The organism is Bartonella henselae str. Houston-1, assembly GCF_000046705.1.
GTDB classification, from domain to species: Bacteria; Pseudomonadota; Alphaproteobacteria; order Rhizobiales; family Rhizobiaceae; genus Bartonella; species Bartonella henselae.
The window spans coordinates 1,469,114-1,489,979 of sequence record NC_005956.1 but is presented as its reverse complement, the minus strand read 5'-3'; the positions used below and the strand labels follow the sequence as shown (position 1 = coordinate 1,489,979).

General features: G+C 35.7%; 3 protein-coding genes, 1 tRNA gene and 6 pseudogenes. 1 reads left to right on the top strand and 9 read right to left on the bottom strand.

Annotated elements, in window-relative coordinates:
• Positions 1-1,082: 1,082 nt before the first annotated feature.
• The 3 genes and pseudogenes from AYT27_RS06695 to AYT27_RS09705 all read right to left on the bottom strand — a co-directional run bounded on the left by AYT27_RS06695 (position 1,083) and on the right by AYT27_RS09705 (position 13,640).
• Positions 1,083-3,704, bottom strand: coding sequence for an autotransporter family protein (locus tag AYT27_RS06695; protein WP_011181117.1), 2,622 nt, complete (start codon positions 3,702-3,704; stop codon positions 1,083-1,085).
• Positions 3,705-4,988: 1,284 nt separating this feature from the next.
• The gene (locus AYT27_RS09370) at positions 4,989-9,314 is read right to left on the bottom strand and encodes an autotransporter outer membrane beta-barrel domain-containing protein (RefSeq protein WP_011181116.1); all 4,326 of its coding nucleotides are present in this window, start codon (positions 9,312-9,314) and stop codon (positions 4,989-4,991) included.
• A 990-nt stretch (positions 9,315-10,304) separates the two neighbouring features.
• Positions 10,305-13,640 (bottom strand): annotated as a pseudogene (locus AYT27_RS09705) (autotransporter outer membrane beta-barrel domain-containing protein).
• A 708-nt stretch (positions 13,641-14,348) separates the two neighbouring features.
• On the opposite strand from AYT27_RS09705, the gene AYT27_RS06675 reads away from it, so the two are divergent.
• Positions 14,349-15,479 carry a metallophosphoesterase gene (locus tag AYT27_RS06675; protein WP_034448060.1) on the top strand — a complete coding sequence of 377 codons (1,131 nt, stop codon included), beginning with the start codon at positions 14,349-14,351 and terminating at the stop codon, positions 15,477-15,479.
• A gap of 1,031 nt (positions 15,480-16,510) precedes the next feature.
• On the opposite strand, the pseudogene AYT27_RS06670 reads toward AYT27_RS06675, so the two are convergent.
• The 6 genes and pseudogenes from AYT27_RS06670 to AYT27_RS06645 all read right to left on the bottom strand — a co-directional run.
• A pseudogene (locus tag AYT27_RS06670) lies at positions 16,511-16,796 on the bottom strand (helix-turn-helix domain-containing protein); the annotation flags it as partial.
• Positions 16,797-16,841: 45 nt separating this feature from the next.
• Positions 16,842-16,915 (bottom strand) — tRNA-Gln (locus tag AYT27_RS06665).
• A 90-nt stretch (positions 16,916-17,005) separates the two neighbouring features.
• Positions 17,006-17,754: pseudogene (locus tag AYT27_RS06660) on the bottom strand (ATP-binding cassette domain-containing protein).
• A 2-nt stretch (positions 17,755-17,756) separates the two neighbouring features.
• Positions 17,757-18,700: pseudogene (locus tag AYT27_RS06655) on the bottom strand (iron chelate uptake ABC transporter family permease subunit).
• A pseudogene (locus AYT27_RS06650) lies at positions 18,693-19,656 on the bottom strand (ABC transporter permease). Before AYT27_RS06650 ends, AYT27_RS06655 begins: the two co-directional pseudogenes overlap by 8 nt.
• 90 nt (positions 19,657-19,746) lie before the next feature.
• Positions 19,747-20,647, bottom strand: a pseudogene (locus tag AYT27_RS06645) (siderophore ABC transporter substrate-binding protein).
• Positions 20,648-20,866: the final 219 nt, after the last annotated feature.

The following is a 20,866-nucleotide window of genomic DNA, read 5'->3' as shown; positions in this document are numbered from 1 at the left end:
CACATGGATTGCAGAAAAATGCGCTTGTTAAGTTGCTGTTTAGTCAACGTTATGAAACAGGATATTTTGAAAGATTATCTCTTGAGAAAAGCTTGTTGTTATGGATATTTCGACAGAGTTGGGGAAAAAGATAGTTATGCCCTTTTAAAAAGCTTTCAGTAGCTTTTCTTGTATAGAGAAGAATAAAGAATTCATGATGTTTTTTAATATAAGATAAAGGATTTAAATTATTTTTTTACATTGATAAAAGAGAGAAGGAGGTTGTGGTAAGATAATTCGATTTCATAAAACAAAAAGGCAACTTTCTTGAGAATTTGGCATTCATGGGGGTCATTCTCTTCACATGAAGAACAGAATGCTGTTGTGGTGCACATTTACGCGCTTGTTTTAAAGCGGCATCTCTTCATGCTTCCAATCCACTTTCACGACGGTGTTTGTGAAGGGGATAGGGTAAAAGCCATTGGGAACCACCCTCTTTACGCTTATGAAGGTGTAAGCTGGGATCATCATTTTCTTTGCCTGCTCACAATGTTGCGATAATCTTTTCATTGAGACTGTTGGGGCATTTTTACTTTTTTCTTGAAGAATTTTTATCTACAAGCCAACCTTGTTTATGAGAAGAAAATAACCTTGAAATGCGGGATTCTATTGCAATGCATGGACAGAAGCCATATTTCAATCATGTAAGGGAATGATTTTGATTGATTGAGTATAAGAAGATTTGAAATGAAAGAATCTTACGATATTAGGGACTTCATTTAGTATGCAAAACGATGAATTATTCTTATAAACCAATACGATGCCTCAATTTGGAGATGAAGCATTTTGTTACATTTGGTTTGAGAGAAATGAACTTTTTCAAAACCGTTTGTCTCAAGAGACAGTCCCCAGCAGTATAAATCAATAAATCTTTATAGATGACGTAGTGGGGGTATATACAAAAAGCAGTTCTTCGACCGATCTTTCTATGACAGAGTATCAAAAGTTAAAAGGCAGTGTACTGTGCTGCCTTTTTGTGAAAGTGAACGGAATAAAACAACGTTTGTTTTTATAGTCTTAAGTTACACTTTCATGATTTTATATTAAAATTGATAGCGCATTCCAGCAGAGAAGTTTATTCCAGATACACCTGCTTTTTGGAGCTTGTGTTGATAATTAATATCTGCATGAAGGGCAAAATTTTGAGAGAGTTGCGCATTCACACCAAGCCCGCCTTCAACAGAATCTCCCATAGCATCAAGATAGAAAGTATCTCCAATCTGTACTGTACTCTTGTTACTAAAAGCTTTCATAAGGTTCAGCTTACCGTAGAAAGAAGTGGCATAGCCTTTTTCATCAGAAGGTATCGTTTGTGTCAGACGCCCACCAATACGCAGCAACCATTGATGAGGCTTACCCATATTCACGTTAAAACCATCGATATCTGAGAGGGTGTCAAACATGAGGCGTTGATAAAGGAGTTGTGCTTGTGGTTCAAAGACCAATCCTTTAGCATCGGTTTCTAGTTTATGTCCGATGGTCGCTGATGCACTTACAGTATGAGAACCATCCAATTTTGCAGTGTTCCCAATGAGGGCTGTGGTGATATTTCCTTTGAAAGCTCCGTAGGAGAACAGTGCATTAACATAGATGCCATCGTTATGCTGGATGTTTCCATATGCAGCAAGTGACCATTTATCGAGTGTACTCTTATCAGCACCTTCCATGCCCTTTGGAGTGAAAGAGAGTTTTCCGTATGTCCCCAAAAGACCAAAATGTGTGGTGCTATTTTGACCTTCTAATGCTGCTAATGTCACGCCTGCTTGTATTGCAGTATAGTGAACATCAGCACCATAGCCATAGTGTAGAGGACTACGGTTAGAAGACAATGTGATCTTGTGGCCATAGGAGGATAAGAAGATCCCACTCTTTTTGTTATCTTCTTTTTTATCCTTTGCTTCAAAGAGTGTTGTCCGCATATTCTCTAACAGTATATTCTGATTATTCAGCTCAGCCAATCCAGCGGAAAATAAAGCGTTAGGCATGACCAAATAACTGGCTACTTGTGGTACAAGAGCTCGGATCTCCCCTTCATCGTCAAGGGTAGCACTTTGTAAACGGAAATCCCAAAAATTCTTATTTTCTCCTCCGAGACTTTGCTCAGCATTCGCTTTCCCACGGTTGGATGTTGGTTCACCTTTTATATCTTGCTCAATTTCCACAACCACGCCCCCTAATACAAGGTGGTTAGTGTTGGTTACAGGAGCATTTTCTTTTGATTCTTGAGATACTTCTCCCAAACGGCTTTGCTCAGCATTCGCTTTCCCACGGTTGGATGTTGGTCCATAGGCATTGAGCGTATATTTATAAGGTAAGCCACCTATTGTGGTGTAGCCATTTGCTAGTTTGAAGGAGTTTTCCTCTGCTTTTCCAGAGACTTGAACAATTGAGAGACCACGTGTATTTAAGGGAATAGAATCTTTTGATCTGGTTATTTCACCTTTTGAAAGATTATTGATATGGATTGTTGTGGTACCTGAAACATTCCCATGAATAAGCAAACGGTCAGCTTTTTGTTTTTCTTTTGGTAGACCATCACTCCATTCGGTATTGAAATAAATTTTTGCATTGCCTGTTGCATTGTAAACGGTTGCTAGACTGGAATCCCTATTTTCCTGTAGTCTAGAATCCTCAGCTGTTTGTATCTTTCCTACACTCAAGGTTTGATAATGGCCATTTGCCAGTGCATGTGGCGCATTAAACACGATAGAGCTATTATGAAGGTTTAATACTGAAACGGTAGAAAGTGCTCGTTGTTGAATATCATGAAGAGCATAGTTAAATACACTAGAGTCACGATCTACGTCGTATTGACTCACATTTAAATACCACTTACTGTTATTGCTTAAATTAAAAACTGTCGTATTTACTTGCAAGGTTCTTGCTCTTCCTTCCATAATCGAATTATCAGCGGTTAATATAAGAGTAACAGGATGAGGGTCTGAATCTGTTGCCTTTTTTAGATGATTTTTTAGTAATACATCGGAACGAATTTCCGAATTTCTAAGTTGAACTTCAGCAACAGATTTTGAAGACAAAGGTCCTACAATACCAACACCGTCTCTTACAAGAAGTTTTGTATTGTTAAGAATTGCCTTATTTACAACTTCTTCACCCTCTTTTACAAAAAAATCTAGAATTTTGTGAAAAATGATACCAGATTCTTTTTTAGCTTCTATGATTGAATCTTGAACATTAATTATACCGTTTGTAATTGATAGACCACCCTGCAGGACATTTGCTTCAATTTCCTTAGCATTAACGCGCCCACCTGTTGATACAGCAAGTGCAAACGAATTTGCGTGTATTGTTGCTTTTGTAACTGTAGCGACTGCTTTTTTAGTAGCATACACTCCAGAAGATCCAGTACGTATAAAAACATTATCAAAAGCCTTTTCTTTTCCATCTGTCACTTGAATCTCAGGAATTTCATGTATTGTTTCTTTTGTAACTGTAGCGACTGCTTTTTTAGTAGCATGCACTCCAGAAGATCCAGTGTGTATAAAAACATTATTAAGTTTTTTTTCTTCTCCATTAGTTGTACGAACGGTAGGGATTTCATGGTGTAATAGTGTCTTTGCATGAGTTGAACCGAAATGAGAGAAAATCAAAGTTCCAGCAATTGTACATAACAAAAAATTTTTCTTATTAGATTTTTTACACATAAATATGCCTTTAGTATTGGTATGCCTTTGATGCTTACTTCATTCCCCTGATGGCGCAAGTACCGGGGCGGTTTTATATCATTATGTTTTTTGTGTAAAGAACAAAACGAAATGATGCATAGTGCTTTCTATCGTTCGAAAAGTTGCGTCAAAAAAGTTTCTAAAAGGATCATGTAAACCAATGCATCATGCAAACCAGTTGCACATGGATTGCAGAAAAATGCGCTTGTTAAGTTGCTGTTTAGTCAACGTTATGAAACAGGATATTTTGAAAGATTATCTCTTGAGAAAAGCTTGTTGTTATGGATATTTCGACAGAGTTGGGGAAAAAGATAGTTATGCCCTTTTAAAAAGCTTTCAGTAGCTTTTCTTGTATAGAGAAGAATAAAGAATTCATGATGTTTTTTAATATAAGATAAAGGATTTAAATTATTTTTTTACATTGATAAAAGAGAGAAGGAGGTTGTGGTAAGATAATTCGATTTCATAAAACAAAAAGGCAACTTTCTTGAGAATTTGGCATTCATGGGGGTCATTCTCTTCACATGAAGAACAGAATGCTGTTGTGGTGCACATTTACGCGCTTGTTTTAAAGCGGCATCTCTTCATGCTTCCAAGCCACTTTCACGACGGTGTTTGTGAAGGGGATAGGGTAAAAGCCATTGGGCATCACCCTCTTTACGCTTATGAAGGTGTAAGCTGGGATCATCATTTTCTTTGCCCGCTCACAATGTTGCGATAATTTTTTCATTGAGACTGTTGGGGCATTTTTACTTTTTTCTTGAAGAATTTTTATCTACAAGCCAACCTTGTTTATGAGAAGAAAATAACCTTGAAATGCGGGATTCTATTGCAATGCATGGACAGAAGCCATATTTCAATCATGTAAGGGAATGATTTTGATTGATTGAGTATAAGAAGATTTGAAATGAAAGAATCTTACGATATTAGGGACTTCATTTAGTATGCAAAACGATGAATTATTCTTATAAACCAATACGATGCCTCAATTTGGAGATGAAGCATTTTGTTACATTTGGTTTGAGAGAAATGAACTTTTTCAAAACCGTTTGTCTCAAGAGACAGTCCCCAGCAGTATAAATCAATAAATCTTTATAGATGACGTAGTGGGGGTATACACAAAAAGCAGTTCTTCGACCGATCTTTCTATGACAGAGTATCAAAAGTTAAAAGGCAGTGTACTGTGCTGCCTTTTTGTGAAAGTGAACGGAATAAAACAACGTTTGTTTTTATAGTCTTAAGTTACACTTTCATGATTTTATATTAAAATTGATAGCGCATTCCAGCAGAGAAGTTTATTCCAGATACACCTGCTTTTTGGAGCTTGTGTTGATAATTAATATCCGCATGAAGGGCAAAATTTTGAGAGAGTTGCGCATTCACACCAAGCCCGCCTTCAACAGAATCTCCCATAGCATCAAGATAGAAAGTATCTCCAATCTGTACTGTACTCTTGTTACTAAAAGCTTTCATAAGGTTCAGCTTACCGTAGAAAGAAGTGGCATAGCCTTTTTCATCAGAAGGTATTGTTTGTGTCAGACGCCCACCAATACGCAGCAACCATTGATGAGGCTTACCCATATTCACGTTAAAGCCATCGATATCTGAGAGGGTTCCAAGCATGAGGCGTTGATAAAGGAGTTGTGCTTGTGGTTCAAAGACCAATCCTTTAGCATCGGTTTCTAGTTTATGTCCGATGGTCGCTGATGCACTTACAGTATGAGAACCATCCAATTTTGCAGTGTTCCCAATGAGGGCTGTGGTGATATTTCCTTTGAAAGCTCCGTAGGAGAACAGTGCATTAACATAGATGCCATCGTTATGCTGGATGTTTCCATATGCAGCAAGTGACCATTTATCGAGTGTACTCTTATCAGCACCTTCCATGCCCTTTGGAGTGAAAGAGAGTTGTCCGTATGTCCCCAAAAGACCAAAATGTGTGGTGCTATTTTGACCTTCTAATGCTGCTAATGTCATGCCTGCTTGTATTGCAGTATAGTGAACATCAGCACCATAGCCATAGTGTAGAGGACTACGGTTAGAAGACAATGTGATCTTGTGGCCATAGGAGGATAAGAAGATCCCACTCTTTTTGTTATCTTCTTTTTTATCCTTTGCTTCAAAGAGTGTTGTCCGCATATTCTCTAACAGTATATTCTGATTATTCAGCTCAGCCAATCCAGCGGAAAATAAAGCGTTAGGCATGACCAAATAACTGGCTACTTGTGGTACAAGAGCTCTTACTTTTCCTTTAGCATTAAGACAGGCAGCTTTTTTAGAATAAAGGGGAGTTGTTTCCCCATCATTAAGAGAGGCAGTTTCCTCAGTGTTAAGAGGGGTTATTTCTTCAGAATCAAAAAAGTTTGTTTCTTGAGTATCAGACGAGATAGTTTCTTCAGCATCAGGAGAGGCAGCTTTTTTAGAATAAAGGGGAGTTGTTTCCCCATCATTAAGAGAGGCAGTTTCCTCAGTGTTAAGAGGGGTTATTTCTTCAGAATCAAAAAAGTTTGTTTCTTGAGTATCAGGTGAGATAGTTTCTTCAGCATCAGGAGAGGCAGCTTTTTTAGAATAAAGGGGAGTTGTTTCCCCATCATTAAGAGAGGCAGTTTCCTCAGTATTAAGAGGGGTTATTTCTTCAGAATTAAAAAAGTTTGTTTCTTGAGTATCAGACGAGATAGTTTCTTCAGCATCAGGAGAGGCAGCTTTTTTAGAATAAAGGGGAGTTGTTTCCCCATCATTAAGAGAGGCAGTTTCCTCAGTATTAAGAGGGGTTATTTCTTCAGAATCAAAAAAGTTTGTTTCTTGAGTATCAGGTGAGATAGTTTCTTCAGCATCAGGAGAGGCAGCTTTTTTAGAATAAAGGGGAGTTGTTTCCCCATCATTAAGAGAGGCAGTTTCCTCAGTGTTAAGAGGGGTTATTTCTTCAGAATTAAAAAAGTTTGTTTCTTGAGTATCAGACGAGATAGTTTCTTCAGCATCAGGAGAGGCAGCTTTTTTAGAATAAAGGGGAGTTGTTTCCCCATCATTAAGAGAGGCAGTTTCCTCAGTGTTAAGAGGGGTTATTTCTTCAGAATTAAAAAAGTTTGTTTCTTGAGTATCAGACGAGATAGTTTCTTCAGCATCAGGAGAGGCAGCTTTTTTAGAATAAAGGGGAGTTGTTTCCCCATCATTAAGAGAGGCAGTTTCCTCAGTATTAAGAGGGGTTATTTCTTCAGAATTAAAAAAGTTTGTTTCTTGAGTATCAGGTGAGATAGTTTCTTCAGCATCAAGAATGGCATTTTGTAAGCGGAAATCCCAAAAATCTTCTTCTTCTCCCACGAAGCTTTGCTCAATACTCGCTTTCCCGCGGCTTGATGTTGGTCCATAGGCATTGAGTGTGTATTTATAAGGCAACCCCTTTATTGTAGTATAGCCATTTGCAAGTTTGAAGGAATTTTCCTCTGCTTTTCCAGAGACTTGAACGAGTGAGAGCCCACGCGTATTTACGGGACCAGTATTCTTTTCTTTTGTTTTTTTACCTTTTAAAAGATTCCTAAAATGGATTGTTGTGATGCCTGACACATCACCATGAATAAGAAGTCGATCAGTTTTTTGTTGTTCTTTTGGTACCTCATTATTCCATTCAGTATTGAAATAAATCTTTGCATCGCCTGTTGCATTGTAGACTGTTTTGTGCGTTGTGTTGTTGTTTGTGAGGTGAGGTGATTTATTGCCTATATGTAATGTTTGATATTGATCTTCTCTTGGTGTCCTAAAAACAATGGTACTATTGTTGAGATTAAGCTTAAAAACTTCAGAATGTAACTTTTTGATTAGATCAAGTTTTTGGATTTTATGGCTTTGCATATTCGCCTTTAAATACCACGTTGTGCCATTGATTAAACTAAAGATTATTTGGGTAGGTTTTCTTTCGGAATTTCTTGCTCCTCCTTCTAAGATAGAGTGGTCGGCAATCACGTTAGCTTCGCCATTATCATCTTCATCATTAGGCTTTCCTACTAATAGAATATTGGCACGTACTTCCGAATCTTTGAGCGTGATCTTTGATTCTCTGCCCCGTACTGCTAGCCCATTACTATCCGTATGTAATTGAGCATCCAGAAGATCAATCTGTCCGCCACATGTTACAAAGATGGCAGCTCGCGGTCCAGTTTTGATAAGTTTTCCTCCTCTCATGGTAATTTTTGATTGCTTATCCTGTGCTTGGAGCGCGATATCCTTAGTTTTAATAACAACATCATTGAGATCAATCTCTCCACCAGATCCAGCTAAAACTGCAGGATTCATACCCGTTGTAGTAATCGATCCTCTTGTCATAACAATTTTTGACTGTTCGGCTTGTGCTTGTAGTCCAACATTGTGCACTTTCATGGGAACATTAGTGAGATCGATTTGTCCGCCAGACCCAGCTAAAACTGCAGGATTCAAACCAGTTGTGGTAATCGATCCTCTTATCATGGTGATTTTTGATTGTGCATATTGTGCTTGTAGACCTTGTGTTGTTAATGGAGCCTCTTTCCTCTCTAATTCTAATTTTTGCGTTTGTGTTTCATTGTCATCAATGTGCATAACAATATCGGTAAGATCATCAATATGTACAACAACATTAATAAGGTTAATTTCTCCACCAGACCCGGCTAAGACGGCCGGTTGTAAACCAGCTGTAATCAGTTTCCCTCCTTGCATGGTAATTTTTGAGTGCAGACCGTTTGCAGAAAGTCCATGGTCATTCGATAAAACTTCAACATCATTTTTTAGAGTTATTACGCTCTCTTTTTCAACATTTATTCCCGTATGATTTCCTTGAATTAAGCCGCCTGATATTGTTATTTCAGAACTATCACTTGCATGTATGCTGGTTCTTGCGTGCCTAATGGTTACTTGATTCAAAGTGACTTTGCTTGTTTTGATGACTCTTATTCCTATGCTCTCTTTCGTGGCATTTGCAAGATTCGTGATGTTAATTTTTACATTTTCTAGTTTGTTTTTATCACTACTGCTCTCTTCTAAAGTAATGCCTAAATAGTTGGATTTAATGGAACCACCAGTCATACTCAATGTTCCACCACTCTTTAAGCTTGCTCCAGTTCCATCTCCTATTCCTGTTTCATCTATTGTCTTTATACTTTGCTCTTGATTGCTTGCGTCAATCTCTACATTATTTAAGATGATGGCACCATTTGATACGGCTGCTATACCGATTGGTGTTTGTATATGCACTTTTTTCACCTGAATGGAGCCGTCGTTCATTTTAATTGTACCGCTTTCTTTTGCCAACAAGCCGATTGAGACATTTTTTATCGTTGTGTCTCCCTCTAGTTCAATCATGCTTCCAAATTTTCTGGCTTCTACACCGCTTATGTCTGTTATGATTGATTCTTCTTGGGTTGAGGGGCCGATTATCTTGAGATCTTTGCCATGAATTTTACCACCATCTAGAGCATAAATATTTTCATAGCTTTCTTGAGTTGGAGCGGTTTTGTTTTCGCCTTCACCAGAAAAAAGGGATATAGCGTATGCGTTGGAATGGATATTGAACAATATTATAGCAGCTGTGGTTGTGTATGATAAAAGAATTTTTTTAGACATCTCATATCATCTTGACTTATAAGTTACGTATAAGTTTATATTTTATACTTCTTTCGAAAACTTAAAAAATAATATTTAACTTATATTAAATTTATGTAAACTATAAAATTAATATAAATATTAAAAATAAAATACTTTATTTAAATGAATTATGACGTTTTGTAAATATTAATATTTATTATATATTCTTAATGAATATTATTATTTGAATGTTATATTCTCTTTGAGAAATTATTTTCATAAAAGCTTTTTAGTTGAGATAAAAACGTTTTTTACTTTTAAATAAAGGAATATGAATTGATATTCGAGAAAATTTTATTTTTTCTGTTTTCTGAAGGTTCGGTACTACCATATAGTAACTGTAGAGGAGGAAGATTTTACTTTATCGTATTAATATTCATTATTTTTCCATTATAAAAATCTATGAAATGCTATAAAAATTCGTATTTATACTTTTTATTTTTTGGAAGAGATTTCTGATTTTGGTAAAAATCATGAAAAAATTAATTTTTAAAAGCTTCAGATTATAATATAAACTCGTAATATTTTTCTGATGTATTTCAATATAATCAATAAGAACATTATTGCCCGCTTTTTCTGTTCTAGAAACACAGAGTAATTTTTTTTGGTAAATGAGCGTTTAAAACATGTATTAAGGGCTGGATTCTGAGAGAGATTTAGAAATAAAATATATAATTTCTTGATTATGTTTATTTTTTTATAATACTAAAGTTCAGTTTAATATGTTAAAGCTTTATAATATAGTGAAATAAGAAAAGCTGTTTTTGATCAAAATTTTATTTTTTAGAGAAAACAGTATTACTTTCAGCTACGATAATTTATATAAGAGTGCTTTTTCTTTCTGCATTGAAAGTAAAAGAGGGGACTACGATTAAGAAATTTGAATTGATAAATCGAAAAGGCAACATCCTATGCTGCCTTTTGTTAAAATAGACGGGCTATTATAACGCGTGTTTTTATAGTTTTGTCTTAAAACTGATAGCGTATTCCACCTGAAAAACTCGCTCCCGATATACCGGTTTTTTGAAGCTTTTGTTGATAATTGACATCGCCATGAAGCGAGATATCTGGTGATAATTGCGCACTGATACCAAGCTCGCCTTCAAGGAAAGAGCCCATAGGATCAAGTTTATAGTCTTTATCAATATGGATTGTCTGATCTTCGCCAAAAGTTTTAGTTGCATTTACTTTTCCATAGAAGGAAAAAGAACGTCCATTTTCAGTGGTGGTAACGGTTTTGGTTAAACGCCCACCAACACGGATCATCCATTGATGAGGATTGTTCATATCAACTTTAAAGCCATCAGCATCTGCAAAAGTGTCAAACATATCAAATGTTGATAGGCAAGTTGTGCTTGTGGTTCGAATGTTACCTTTTCCATACCGGTTGCAAATTGTTTGCTAATGGTGGTAGAGATGCTCCATATCTTTGCATTTTTCACTTTTGCGGTTTTGCCAATGATGGCATTGTTGATATCTCCTTTTAGGATTCCATAGAACAACAACGTATCAAGATAGAAACCCCTGTCATCCTGCATACTGCCATAAGCTGTGAGGGACCACTTATCCACCGTGTTCTTACTTACATCTTGCATATCCTTTGGAATGAAGGACAGTTGTCCATAGGTTCCGATAAGGCCGAAATATGTGCTGGTATTTTGCCCTTCTAGCGCTGCGAAGTTAACACCTCCTTGGAGAGCAGTGTAGTGAAGATGAGTACCGCTATAACCATATTGACGAGGAGCACTTTCAGAGGAGAAGTTTCCTGTACTTCCATAGGTGTGTATAAGAAGAAACCGCTCTGTTTTTCTTGCTCTTTTCCCAAGAGAGATATTCTTCTATTGGCTAATAGCACATTCTGTTTAGCCATATCGGTCAATCCTGTATAGAAGAGGGCATTTGGCATAACAAAATAGCTTGCCATTTGTAGTGCAATGGCATGCACATGTAATCCAGGACTGGGGTTAGGACCAGGATTAGAGCCAGAGTTTGGATTAGAATTAAGAAATTCAGGTTGCAAACTGAAATTCCAGAAATTTTCATCATTGTTATCAAACAGGTTTTGTTCAATATTGGCTTTGCCATGGCTTGATTCTGGTCCATAGGCATGTAGCCATATACTTATCAGGTGATCCATTGATTGTGGTATAATCATTTACCAATTTGAAGGAGTCTTCTTCGGCTTTTCCAGAAACTTGAATCAATGAAATGCCGCGTGTATTTAAAGGATCAGAGGTATTTACAACACTATTTTTATCTCTGAAATCGCTTTTGATATAAACTGTTGTGGAACCTTTTAAATCTCCATGGATGAGAAGACAATCAGTTTTTTGATTGGCTATTGGCTTATCATCATTCCATGCAGTGTTGAAATAAATTTTTGCATCCCCAGAGGCATTATAAACTGCTGTGGTGTTTGGCTTTCCAGAGCCTATATGCAATGTTTGGATAATGATCCTCTGTTGGTGAATCAAAAATAATAGAGCTGTTATTGAGATTAAGTACAGACACTTCAGAGTGTGCTCTTTGAGCAATATCAAGCAAATTGCCATCATCATCTTTTTCTTTTGTGCTGGTTTTTAGGATCCATTGTGTGTCTTTTTCAGGTCAAAGAGTACGTTTCTTTCTTGTGCAATGTTTGCTCTGCCTTCTAAAATGGAATGATCTGCATTTAATGTAAAGGTGCCATTGGGTATTGCTTTTGTATCTATATGGTCCCATAACTCTTTGTCTCTCACAAAAGTACCGTTTCTTAATAAAACATCAGCATGGATTTCTAAATTTATGAGATTGGCTGTACCTATTGATAGATTTACAATATTTCTAATGGTATTATCAGTAAAAGTTTCAATGAGAATCCAGTACCATTGTCAACATGAATCTTCGTATTGGTTAAATTGATCTCACTGTTTTGATAATTTTGAGGATCATTTAATTCATCTGGAATAATATAAAGAAGGGACATGAACTGCAAACCACCGATTTTCGCTGTTGCGGAAACGTTTGTGATATCAATATCCTCACCATTGTCAGTGTATAATGCACCTTTTTTTGCATTTACTGTACCTTCTATCATTTTAATCTTAGATTGTCGACCATTTGCATGTAATCCACTCCCATTAGATGAGATAATTTCAGCTTTGTCTTTTACAGTAATGACGCTGCCACTCTCAGTATATACTCTTGTGGTTTTCGTAGAAACTAATCTTTTTGATACTGTTACTTGAGAATTACTCTTAGCGAATATGCCGTCCTCTGCTTGAGTAATGGTTACATTTTCCAAAGAGAGTTTGCTATTGTAGGCTACATACATCCTTTCGTGTAAGAGTGTATCGTCGTTATAGCTTGATATTATCACATCTTTCAGTTTATTTTCATCTTTTTTATTTCCACTGAAATTGGTTCCATTAATGTAAGCCATAATAGAACCTCCGGTCATTTTGATTATGCCATCTTTATTTACTACAAGACCGGTTGAAACATTTTTAATCGTTGTATTTCCATGTAATGTAATTATGCTGCCAGTACCATTGGAATATACGCTATATCCGTTATCATTTTCATCTATTGTTGTTATGGCAACATCCTTGATATCAATATGATCGCCGTTTTCTGCAGATAATGCAGAAAAAGCTCCACTTACTGTTCCTCCTGTCATTGTAATCTCGGATTGTGAACCATCTGCAAGTAACCCAATATCGATATATGTTGTAATTTTAGCATTATCTTTTATAGTGATGGTGCTACCATTCAAAACATATATTCCCTCGATTCCCCTATCAAATGATCCTCCTGATATCGTTATTTGAGAATGATCATCTGCTTCTAGAATAGAAAAAGCATGAAGGACTATGTTTTTTAAAGTAAGATTGCTTTCCTTGGTAACTATTCCTAAGGACATTTGCAGTTCATCATTTGCGTCTGATATGAATACATTTTTTAGGGTATTTCGTTGTCTTTACTGTTATTGAAAGAAGCACCAATGTGAGAAGTTATGATGGAACCTCCATTCATTTTGATTGTAGCACCGTCTTTTACGTCAAGACCTAAAAAAGGCTCAGATCCTTGATCTTTGTATTATCACCTAGTAATTCAATTGCACTGTTAAGCCCTTCAGCTATTATAGCACTGTTTGAGTCTCAATGTATTATTTCTAAATCTTTGCCAATAATTTTGCTACCTTTTTGCATGAAGTGTATCATAGGTTTTTCCAGATACGGTTACTGTTTCTCCCTCAGAAACTTTGAGAGTTTCAGCATGTACATTGAATTGAATATTAAACAGCACGATAGCTGCTGTTGCCATAGATGACAGAAGGAATTTTTATACACAAGCATTCTCATTTTAAAGCCCCCAATATTCATTTCCCCGCACTCTTCAAAAGAGGAATAGAAAATAGATACTGTTTTTATTTTTAACAGTTCAGCATTTTGATAATTTATTTTGCTTTCTCTGTCAAAATTAGACTTTAATTTTTAAAATATAAACTTAATTTCATAATGTGTTCATTTAATTTAAATATTATTTAAAGTAATATTATGATATATTAAGACATTGATAGAGAAAAGATGACGCTCATACTTTTCATTATTTCTGCATTATTTGTAAGAAGTCTTTTATTAAAGGTGCTTGATCTTTATGCAAAAAGGAGTCTGTTCTTTAAAACATATGGCAAAATGCTAGTTTTTTTACGCTTTTCTCTATTGGGGATATGTAGAATATATACAATACTTCCAAGATTTTTTATAAGAGAAAGGTTTTTGATAAATGGTTGTCTTATAGAGAGCATTTAAGATCGGTATATCTCAAATTAAAAAACTTAACCAATGAAATGCTTCAAGGTAAAAGTCTAAAACCAACAATGCTTTTCTATCATCAAATTGTGCCCTCATTGAAGCCTTTTTGTTTTCATTATTTTGAACTTTTGACACATTCTTGACAAAAAAGTTGAAAAGAATGATTCCGCGGGATTTATACAACACAAATATATAATCGTTTTTGGATGATGGGTCTATGGGATATAAGATTGAATATATGGCAGTTATTATGGCTGCTGTTGCTCTGTCTGGTTGCTTTAATTTTGATTCTGAAAGGACAAAAAGAGAAGAAAGGCTTCATAGTGCATTCATGGATTGGGCCATGAGAGAGAAGTCTCTTGCAAAAAATTATACTGCGATCATTATGGCTGATCCGCAACCATGGCGTTTGAACTCTGGTGATGCTAATGGACTGTCGAATAGGAAACCTTGGTTAAAGATAAATGAGCAAGTTGCCAGTGTTATAAAAGCGCATAAGGCTGCATTCCATATTGTTAATGGTGATTTGACAGAGTTTGGTCAACAAAAAAACTATGACGATTATAAAAGTGTTTATAAAAACCTTGGCTCTCCTGTTTATGAGGGGTTAGGTAATCATGATTATGCAAATAATGTTGGAAATTGTACAGAGCCTGAAACATTTAATTTTTATAAAGATGCGTGCGCTATAAGCGCGGTTTCAAGAATGGTCTCAGAAATCAAAAAATATCGTAGTCAATTATCTCATTTTAATGCGGATATTGCTGAAAGTTCAATTCCTATGCCAAGCGGAGATATGCACGTCATCGAAGGGAGTTTGAGTTATTCTTGGGATTATGGAGATATTCACTATGTGCAGCTTCACAATTATCCAAGCTATAGAGTTCGTTTGAAAGGACAGTCTATGGAGGTGCATATCAATGCATCTTTGGATTGGCTTAGAGAAGATTTAGCTGCTGCTGATGCGAGGGGTAAAATTACAATTATTAATTTTCATGATGGTCGTGCGGCTTCTATTGATGGTGAATCTTTCTTTATTCGTAAAAAGAATGCTAAAGATTTATCGCTGTTTAAGTCAATTATTACTTCTCATAATGTCAAAGCAATATTTGTGGGGCATACACATTATCAGTCCTATTGCCGTGCAAAAAATGATAAGGTCTTTGGAAATATTCCTGTTTATACAGCTGGTGCACTCTTTAATGGGGATTATTACTTTATAGATGTGAAGGGGAAGAGCATTCACGTTAAAGCCTATAATGGAGAGATAGGAAAACCTCTTTTGATTAAGGATCTTGGCATTATAGGAAAAGATACAGAATTCTCTGTAAATTGCAGTCATCTCTAATAGGATTTTTTCTTTTCTTAAAACATAAAAGAAAAAGTGAGTTGTGTGTGTGAATTTGAAGAGGGATAGGGGGTTTTGTTATCGTTTAAGGTGTGAATGAAAAGAATTGGACATTTTGTTTTTATCATTCTTAACAGTTTGATATTCAGTATATGTGCATTTTTTCTTTTGCAAGATATCCGCTATGAAGTATCTGTGAAGGGTATTTATATTGGCTTATAATTTTGTCCTCTACATTCTATGACTCGTACAGCATGTGTTGGGGAGTGCATTTGCTTTGAGAGCAGGGTAACGTAGCACTTTAAAAAATCTTTAAAATACTTACTTTTAAAAAGTTTTTTTGATACGCTATATTTTTCAACATGTGAGTGTTTTTTCTCATCGTAAAAGAAGAATTTCTTGACTTTTTATATGGGAAGAAGCTTTGGTTTTGATTAGCAGACAGGGCTTTTGTTGATGGCTTTGTTCTGTTTTTTTAATTATGAGGGTATTGTTAAAAAAATCAGCAAATGGTTTGGGACAATAGAAGAAACATTTGTAGCCGATGTATGCGCTATAGTTTTGAAAATGAAGGCGATTTAAAGATAAAAGAGTAATATAATACTTTTTGTCTCTTACGCTATTGTAGATTAAAAAATGCGACGTACCATCAAACAAAAATTTTCAAAGCGTTAAGGGTAAAATGAAATCAATCGAATAAACGGAATTCAAGTTTCCAAACTTGTTTTACATATATTGCGCAAGTTTTTTCTCATGTATTGATTGTAGTTTGACAGTAAGTTTTGTACTAAGTAGGAAAATGTGGGATTAGATGGGAATACGTGATAATTCTTTGTTTTTATAACTATTTTTATCATTAAGTGCGTGTCAAAATTCATTTTGACACCCAAAAGGACAAAAAAAGCAAAAAAGAGTTCCATATATACATGGAAATCTCTAAAAGTTGAGTAAAAAATATTTTTTATTAATATGTTATATAAATTATTTAATGTAAAAAGATTTCCACTTTCATTTTTTATTTTAAAGGGATATTAAGCCGTATCTTCTGTAGTTTCTAGATGTGCACTTTCAGTCTCTATTTGACGTTTTAAATGCAATTTTAAAAGAGGCAAGGTAAGCTAACTGCTTTGCTATTGTTGATGTTTTGAACAAGCTCTTATAGTTTTTCATAAAATTCCGCTGCGAGTTCCGCTATATCTTCAGGGGGAGTTTTATTTTTGCATCGCGATAGGTTGTATAAGCTATGCGACCAAGTTTTTTTATGAGTCCAGCAGCAATTGCTTGTGGTCTAAAACCTGCTGATTTCGCTTTTGCCATACACTAAACATTCCAGCTAACAAGCTATATTGATTGTGCTGAATTTGGCTGGGGAACTTGGATTCGAACCAAGATTGACGGAGTCAGAGTCCGCTGTTCTACCATTAAACTATTCCCCAGCATGCAGATGCCGCCATCTTTTAGCAGATTTTACGGTGCACACAAGGGCAAAAAAGGTTTTTTATAATGATTGATCAGTAAGAGCCGATTTATCGATAATAAAGGGCGATAGGGACATCATTAATTGTTTTGACTTGAATATCCACATTATAAATATCTTTAAGAAGTTTTGGTTGTATAATCTCTTTGGGGGTTCCACAGTAAGTTGTTTTACCATTTTTCAGTGCAACAATCATAAGAATAAGACGATGAAAATTAATATCATGTATAACAACAAGAATGGTTTTTTGAGTTCATCTGCTGTGCGGCGGCTTCATCATAGAAACAGCATGTTTCATATCCAGATTATTTAATGGTTCATCTAACAGAAGATAATCGGTATCTTGACAGATAATCATCGCAATAAAAGCACGCTGGCGTTGTCCGCCAGAGAGTTCATTCAAAAAGTAATCTTTTAAATCTTGTAGACCGAGATATCGGATTACACTGTCAATAAATTGTTTATCTTCTTTATTATACCAGCCTTTTGAGTAAAGATAGCGCTCAAAACTTACTAAATCATATACAATAAGATGAAAGGATAAAGGGTTATTTTGACGCAGGATTGAGATTTTTTGCACTAAAAGATCGTGGGGCGTTTTATCAATATCAAAGTTGTTGATATGAATTGTACCTTTGTGGCGCGGTAAAAGGCGTCTTATCAGCATCAAAAGTATTGATTTGCCAGAATCATTGGGGCCAATGAGAGCAATAATCCCTCCTTTGGAAGATGAAGGCATAAATTATCGATCATCAATTTTATTCTATAAGCCTTGGAAAGATAATTGATTTTAACCATTATCATTTTCCCTTTATCAGTAATGTTAAAAAGACAATTCCACCACAAAATTCAATAATAAAACTTAAGCGTCCTGCCATATGAAAAATTTGTTCTAAAATAAACTGCCCACCAACCAGATAAATAATAGCCAATAATATTGCAATCGGCACAACAATGCCATGTTTTGCCTGAGGAGAAAGTTCATAAGCAAGATTGGCAACTAACAAACCAAAAAAGGTGACAGGTCCTACTAGCGTTGTAGAAATGGATACGAGAATGGAAACAAATATAAGAATAGCTGTAGCACTTTTGTGATAATCCACCCCAAGGTTGAGCGCGTTTTCACGTCCTAGAGCAAAAATATCAAGCAGATGACGTGAACGCTAACCAATTAAATTCACAATGAAAACAACGATTGTGGCAAAGCTTATTCATAATGTATTGAATTTATTAAAACTTGCAAACATAATATCCGTTAAATTCATCATTTCGTTTGAATTGAGTTGCAATTGCAGGAACATGCGTAAACTAAAAAAAATCCGCCTAAAATAACATCAACCAAAAGTGTCAAATGAAGTCCCTTTAAGTCTCCTGAAAAGAACCAGCGGAAAAGGCTTATTGAAAAGAGAGTGAGGATCAAAGCTTCAAGAATTAACTGTTCTTCTTCATTTAAAAAGGGCAAAGCAAGAGATCTTAAAAAATAAATTGTGAGAGTTTTGATTAAAATATAAAGTTGATCAAACCCCATAAGTGAAGGGGTAAGCAGACGATTATTGACAACTGTTTGAAATAAAATAATAGAAACGGTAATTGTATAAGAAATGAGAAGAAGAGAGATAAGTTTTATAAGCCGAAAGAGCCACGTATAGATGTTGATGTTCCATGTCATGTAAAGACTGATGACGATGCACGCCATTATAATAAGCGTTGTCAGGATCAGTGTTGCTGTTTTCTTTTTATCCAAGACGCTTTCTCCAGCATAAAAGCAGTATCATAAAAATAAAACTGCCAATAACTCCCATTATCGTGTTGATAGGAATTTCAAGAGAAGGATGAATTATTCGTCTTAAAAAATCACAGATTAAGACCATCCCTGCACCACTCATTGCTATCCAAGGAGCAGTATGGCGCATATTGTCACCCATAAAATTTGAAACAAGATTAGGAATAATCAGTCCAACGAAAGGAATTCGACCAACTGTACAGAAGACGACAACAGCAGTGATTGAGGCGATAATAAAAAGACCAAAGAGCATAACAGTGCGATAATTCAGTCCAAGATTGTTGGTAAATCTTCTCCAAGACCCGCCACTGTAAAGCGATCAGCGGTCAAATAGGCAAGAATACAAAGAGGAAGAGAGAACCATAAAAGTTCGTATTTTCCCTCAAGAACCATCGAAAAACTGTCAAATAAATAGGCTTGAAGAGAGGGGCGGCAACATTTCATAATCAGCAATAGCGTTGGTTAAGGAGCCAATAACATAGCCAAACATAATCCTCGTGAGTGGTACAATGAGGGCAGACTTTAAAAGGATTCGGTGTAATAAAAACATAAAAATAGTGTGCCGATCATAGCAAAAATTATAGCGACGATCATTTTTACTAAGACAAGGATATTAGGCAGAAAAATCATCACAAAAAAATGCCAAGGGATGCTGCCTCAACGGTTTCAGCGGTTGATGGCTCAACAAAATGATTGCATGCCAACAGTTGCATAATCATACCTGGGAGTGCAAGTGCTGCGCCTACCAAAAGTACTGCAATTGTACGAGAAAGGCGTGTTTGCCAGAAAATAAGCCAGGCATGTGGATCGCCAGATAATAGATCAGAAGGTGTTACATCTGAGTAACCAATAAAAATGCTAAGGATAGATAGGAGAGCAAGAATTATTATGGTTATCCAGTAATTTTCACGTTGAATTATTTTCCAACAAAAAAGCAAACATAGCCTAAAGGCAGCCTTTGCTCTTAAATTTTATTTCTACAGCAAGCAAGCTATTTGTGTGCTTATTTACTTTTTAAAGGCTTCATTGATCTGTTGCGCTGTTTCATTAAGTCCAGTTAAACCATCACTTGTTGATACCAGCTTCAAGAGTCTAAATAAATAATTTGGCTTTTTTGCCAGCTGTTGTTTGTTGAATAAGTTCATTGTTGAGCAGTTATTGTACAGATTGTCCTTCTCGTTTGATCGTTGCATCTCGATCAATAACCAATAGCTAGTCAGGATTGGTTTCGAGAATAAACTCAAGAGAAATGAGCTGTCCATGTTTTTGCACGGTGATTTTATTGGTTGCAAGAGCAGTTCCAAATTCGGAATATAAAATATCAAAACGTGATTTTAGACCTAAAGCACTGATTTTTCCACCGAAGGTCATGAGTCTAAGCCTTGTACCTTTCCTTTGTGTATTTTTACGGAGTTTGTCTCAATTTTCATTAAGTTTCACAATTTCTTGTTCATTTTCCTTTCCTTTGCCGAAAAATTTCCTAAGAATAGACGCATTCCATTTAATATATTCAAGAGAGTTTTGATTGCCTATTGTTAGGTCAATAGTTGGAGCGACTTTGGATAAGCCTTTATACCTGGCTTGAGTGCATAAGGAAATAGTGATGAGATCGGGTTGAAGGGTAGCAATCTTCTCATAATTAGATTCGAAAAGAGTACCAATTTTTTCATATTCTGCATCATCAAATTGTTGCAAATAGATAGATTTTTTTCCTCCAGGAACACCGACAATTGCTTTGATTCCAAGGCGATTCATATTATCAAGCGACGCAAGGTCAAAGATAATGACCTTTTGGGGAGAGGTGGAAACAGTAGTGGTACCTGAAACATGATTGATGGTCACATTTGCATTTACACCTACCCATGAACATATTGCAAAGCTGATTGCAATAAGCAAGGTAGAAGTCACCCGCTTTAGATATTTTCAACATCATTTCATTCTTTTATCCTGTTAATTACCAAAAAAGTCTATCGCGTTTAAAAGCTTAATTTAGGCCTTTTTATGTACAATATGATAAATTAATAAAAAACATTATGTTGTAAATATATCTAACATATGTTAAAAATCAGCCGCTCATCTCATTTTTACTCAATTCTAGAACTTTTAAGTCTAGTTTTTTACAAAATG

Bases quoted from the DNA above. Each gene is read 5' to 3' on its own strand.
- AYT27_RS06695 (WP_011181117.1), bottom strand. From the start codon at position 3,704: ATGTGTAAAAAATCTAATAAGAAAAATTTTTTGTTATGTACAATTGCT.
- AYT27_RS09370 (WP_011181116.1), bottom strand. From the start codon at position 9,314: ATGTCTAAAAAAATTCTTTTATCATACACAACCACAGCTGCTATAATA.
- AYT27_RS06675 (WP_034448060.1), top strand. From the start codon at position 14,349: ATGGGATATAAGATTGAATATATGGCAGTTATTATGGCTGCTGTTGCT.